The sequence below is a fragment of the Aetokthonos hydrillicola CCALA 1050 genome (assembly GCF_017591665.1).
GTDB lineage: Bacteria > Cyanobacteriota > Cyanobacteriia > Cyanobacteriales > Nostocaceae > Aetokthonos > Aetokthonos hydrillicola.
The window spans coordinates 1-4107 of sequence record NZ_JAAKGC010000223.1 but is presented as its reverse complement, the minus strand read 5'-3'; the positions used below and the strand labels follow the sequence as shown (position 1 = coordinate 4107).

Below are 4107 nucleotides of genomic sequence, written 5' to 3'. Positions count from 1 at the left end.
CGCCATTTTTGCTTCATAGTCTTGGTTGGCGAGTTCTTCTGGAGATACTCCCATGTTGCGGAAGCGGGAGGGGTTGGCGACGGCTTCGCGTTCTTTGTCGGTGAGTTCTAGGTAGAATAGTTCGGGGAAGATGTCGCCTAGGGTGCGTTTTTGCCAGACGTAGAAAAAGTCTGAGAGTTCGGCGTATTGGATGGTGGCGTAATATGGGGGGTCTGTTACTATGACGTCTACAGACTTATCAGGTATATGAGTTAAATTATCTGCTGATGCTGCGTCAATTGTTATTGAATTGAAATCATTATTTTCAATAAGAGAAAGGCTAGTTAAGCTAAACTTAGTATTGATAAGTTTACATAAGTCGGAATAATCTGAACTTGTCCTTGAACCTTCATAAAACCATAGTAATCCCCAGACACTTTTTTCTGGGAAGCTCCACATTAAGTTCAAAGAGTGCTGCCCTAAAGCAGATTCTACTGTACCAGTAGAAGCATTTAAGTGGGATAATCTACAATTCTTATCTACACATTTTTCTAATGTTAAAGTTAGGTATAGTATAATTGCTTGCGCTTGTTCTAGGCTAGATTCATTTAGAATCAAATTTTCTGCTTGTTGAACTAATTCTGCATAGGTTATCAGTGTTAGAAGTTGCCTGTCATTAAATATTTTGTCCCATCTATCAATTCCTTGGCGTAAAAAAGAGCTTCTTTCAGCGAACTGATGACCATAAGGAATTTCAACTTCTGGGATGACTCCAATTTGCTGATATTTAAGTAAATTTATATTTAAATATTCCTTTGCTTTTTCAATACCTTCAAAATCTATTTCTTCGGGTAATCTGAAATTTATATTGTCTTGTCCTTGTCTATAAGCTACAGCATAAAGCTGATAACCCATAAATCCACTTCGGCTTTGTTCATAAATTATTTCATTTTCTATAACAGAATTACAATTAGGACATTTGCCTATTCCTCTGCTCATAGTAGTTGTTAGATCCGGATCATATTCACCATAATCAGTCTGAATTGTTGTCTCTTTACCCTTCCTACCCTTAACTAATTCAAAATCAACACGCTTGTTTTGAGGGTTAGGAATTGGCTTTACTGCATACCAATCACTAGTAATTTTCCTAGCTTGTCCTTTACCCGCATAATTACTAGTCCGACTTAACCACCAATTTGGACTAAGCGGAACAACAGACTCACAACTTGGACAAACAACCGTATGAGCCCAAAGATAATGTTGAGTTTTTTCCCCTGGTAAACATGGGAAAAATTCAGCTAACCTTTTCTCAGCTTCATCCCCTACCCACTTTACCCATTTATCAATATCGTGCTGCAAATCTGAACCAAACTTTAGCGGATATTCCATCGCCGCTTTCATAGTTACCACTGCTACAGGATTTAAATCAGAAGCGAGTACGTTTAACCCATATCTCGCTGCTTCAAACGGGATACTTCCACCACCTGCAAACGCATCTAACACAGTTGGTGTACGAGTTCCCCAAACCTTTTCGCAATAATCATGCACCTTCTTAATTTGTACAGAATTAGGCGGTGTTTTATATAGCTTTACCTCTTTTCCTGGTACTAACCCCAGCAAATATTCAAATTCTTGCATTGTGATATCTGCTGGTAATAAAGAAGCCAACACACTAGCGCGACTAAAAGATAATGGCTTACGCGAATACCAGCGATGTAATCCTTTAAATGGATTTCCTCCATGTTCATAATTAACCTGCTCATTCAGTATTTGCACAGGCATCATTTTTTCAATAAATACAGCAGGTCGTTTAGCATTTGAATTACTCATTTTATTACCAACCATAAGTTCGAATATTATTAAAATTAATTGTATCAATTCCTACTTTTTGTAAATAATTAGCTAATTTAAAATCATCTGTAAGCACTAAATATTTATTTTTTGCTAAAGTTACAATTCCACAATCAGTCAGACCATATTTAGTAAAATTATCTAGCTGAACAGCATCTACGCTTTTAATATAAAATTCATCTAATACAGTCATCGCCTGAGCAAGTATAGAGTAACATTGAGAACGTTCTGGTTCGCCAATCTGGTTGATCAGACTATTCACTTCAGTCAACACATTAGGAGTGGTAACAATTTTTGAGAAATATGACAAAATGCTCACTAGCAAATCGTAATCTTCCGGCAAAAACTTTTCAGTTCGATTAAATTGTGAGATCCGACTTCGATTTACAGTACCAACAAACCAAAGTAATAAAATATTTGTGTCAATTAAAATCCCTTTTTGTTTGTAATTTTGAAACAAGGAGCGAATAAAATCTTTCATTCTTCACGAATTTTCATCGATTTTACTTCCCCTGTTTCTGCATCTACGGTAAATACTTTATACTCCCGTTCATTTCTAGCAGCTAAAGAAATAACATCAGGAATAAGAGTTCTTTCATTCTTAACTGCAGGTCGGCTAAAACCTAACGTTACATACCAAAGCTTTTTATTTTCTGACAATTCTACTTCTTCAAGCAAGATATCATTGATAGAGTTACCTATCATATCCTGTATATCTTCAAAATATTTTTTAGCCGCCATAACAGCACTACGCACGTCAATTTTCATATATTTCTACCTCTTGATATAGAATGACAATTTGGGATGATCCCTCTGAAACCTCTTCCAAAGTTTATATAAGTTGACATTATAAAAGTTAGTAGCCTACAATTGTCCAATCTTCGGTAATCAAACCTGGCACTTGGTTAAAATCGCAAGTATTTCGAGTTAACAAGTTTATCAGCATACCGTATTGATTTACCGTACTCTAAAATTTCCAAAAAAGTTTGTTCGTCAGAAATAGAGCCTGTGACTTTTTCTAGCCAATTATTTGCGGAGGTAGCTATCGATATCTGGTGCTTGAGTTTGGCTACTGTATGTTCAAGATTTACTAAACGTTGTTCTAAATTGGTTTCATCCAGCATGGCTTGATTTGGAAGAGGAGATATTTATCAATGGCTAGTTTAGGAATTGATAAGTAATAGATATAATCACTTTAACACCAATTCTCTATGAAGAACTGTTAACTGTCAATTAATCACCCAACAATACTCGAATCGCTTTCAAAGCTTGATTACGTTTACCGTTGCTAATCTTGGCGAACCAATAGTGTGATTCCTCATAACTCATAGCCCTAATACCTTGAGCAATATTCGCAATACGTTCTAGTTTAGAAAGCGGTTGCAAAGTCTGAAACAGCAACGCTAGATTTATCCCTGATTCCTCATTTAAAACATAAGGAGTTTGGCGATTATGACTTAAAGTTTTTGGATCATAATTATTCGCTTTCAAAGAATCATAAATTGCTTGTTTCACCTCAATTAAAGCATTACCCTTTAAACGCCCAATACGCTTAGCAGAGGGACGCTTTTTTTCTCCAGCTTTTTTATAAGCACATTGATACAACTCCAGGGCAAAGTTATTGTTATCTGTGGGAACTACTCGTAATTGAAACTCTTGCATCTCAGTACGTTACTTTAGCTGTTAAATTCACCCTGTCAACCGGATTACGATTCAGGGCTTGTTTGATATTACTGATTTCTGCGCCATTTGGTTGTACTGGAGATGAAAATTCAAATATTAGCTTCAGCAACACGTCAGCTTTCACATCTCGGTTACTTAACAAATTGCTAACAGCCCCCTGAAAAATCTGGAATCCTTTGACAAGTCCCTGGTACTCTAATCGGATGAACTGTTCATTAACAGTAATAGTTGCTGTTTGGTCGATTTTTAACGGTAACTTGATCAGTGGGAAAGCTGTCATCAACTTGCGGTAGTCCATAACCTGTCCAACAGAGATTTCTAATGACTGGATACCCTGTACTTGATTATCTAGGATCAGGTCGCCTAATTCATTAAACACCCTATCGAGTGTTCCCTCTAAATCAAATACTTCTGGTTTAGCTTTAAATATAGACGGAGTCTTGGAGAAACCTTCTCTACCTTCGCCAGCGCTTGGTGTGCTGGGTGTTCCAGTACCATAAACCAATATTTTCGCTAGAGTTTCCGTCTCCTCTACTTCACCATTGCCGTAATCAGCTACAATTTTGAAAGTTGTGGTTTTGGCGATCGCCGTCT

At 36.9% G+C, this 4107-nt stretch carries 5 protein-coding genes and 1 pseudogene; all 6 read right to left on the bottom strand.

Going from position 1 to position 4107, the window contains the following annotated elements; all coding sequences use genetic code 11:
- Positions 1-1809, bottom strand: a 1809-nt coding sequence (locus G4P69_RS35925; RefSeq protein ID WP_208354693.1) for a DUF1156 domain-containing protein, incomplete at its 3' end; no start/stop codon positions are given.
- A 4-nt stretch (positions 1810-1813) separates the two neighbouring features.
- Positions 1814-2311, bottom strand: coding sequence for a PIN domain-containing protein (locus G4P69_RS35920; RefSeq protein WP_208341116.1), 498 nt, complete (start codon positions 2309-2311; stop codon positions 1814-1816).
- The gene (locus G4P69_RS35915) at positions 2308-2598 is read right to left on the bottom strand and encodes a hypothetical protein (protein WP_208354692.1); all 291 of its coding nucleotides are present in this window, start codon (positions 2596-2598) and stop codon (positions 2308-2310) included. Before G4P69_RS35915 ends, G4P69_RS35920 begins: the two co-directional genes overlap by 4 nt.
- Positions 2599-2735: 137 nt before the next feature.
- Complete coding sequence (locus G4P69_RS35910) at positions 2736-2954, bottom strand: transferase hexapeptide repeat containing protein (RefSeq protein ID WP_208341120.1); 219 nt, start codon at positions 2952-2954, stop codon at positions 2736-2738.
- A 109-nt stretch (positions 2955-3063) separates the two neighbouring features.
- Positions 3064-3492 carry a DUF7680 family protein gene (locus tag G4P69_RS35905; RefSeq protein ID WP_208341122.1) on the bottom strand — a complete coding sequence of 143 codons (429 nt, stop codon included), beginning with the start codon at positions 3490-3492 and terminating at the stop codon, positions 3064-3066.
- Position 3493: 1 nt separating this feature from the next.
- Positions 3494-4107 (bottom strand): annotated as a pseudogene (locus tag G4P69_RS35900) (AAA family ATPase); the annotation flags it as partial.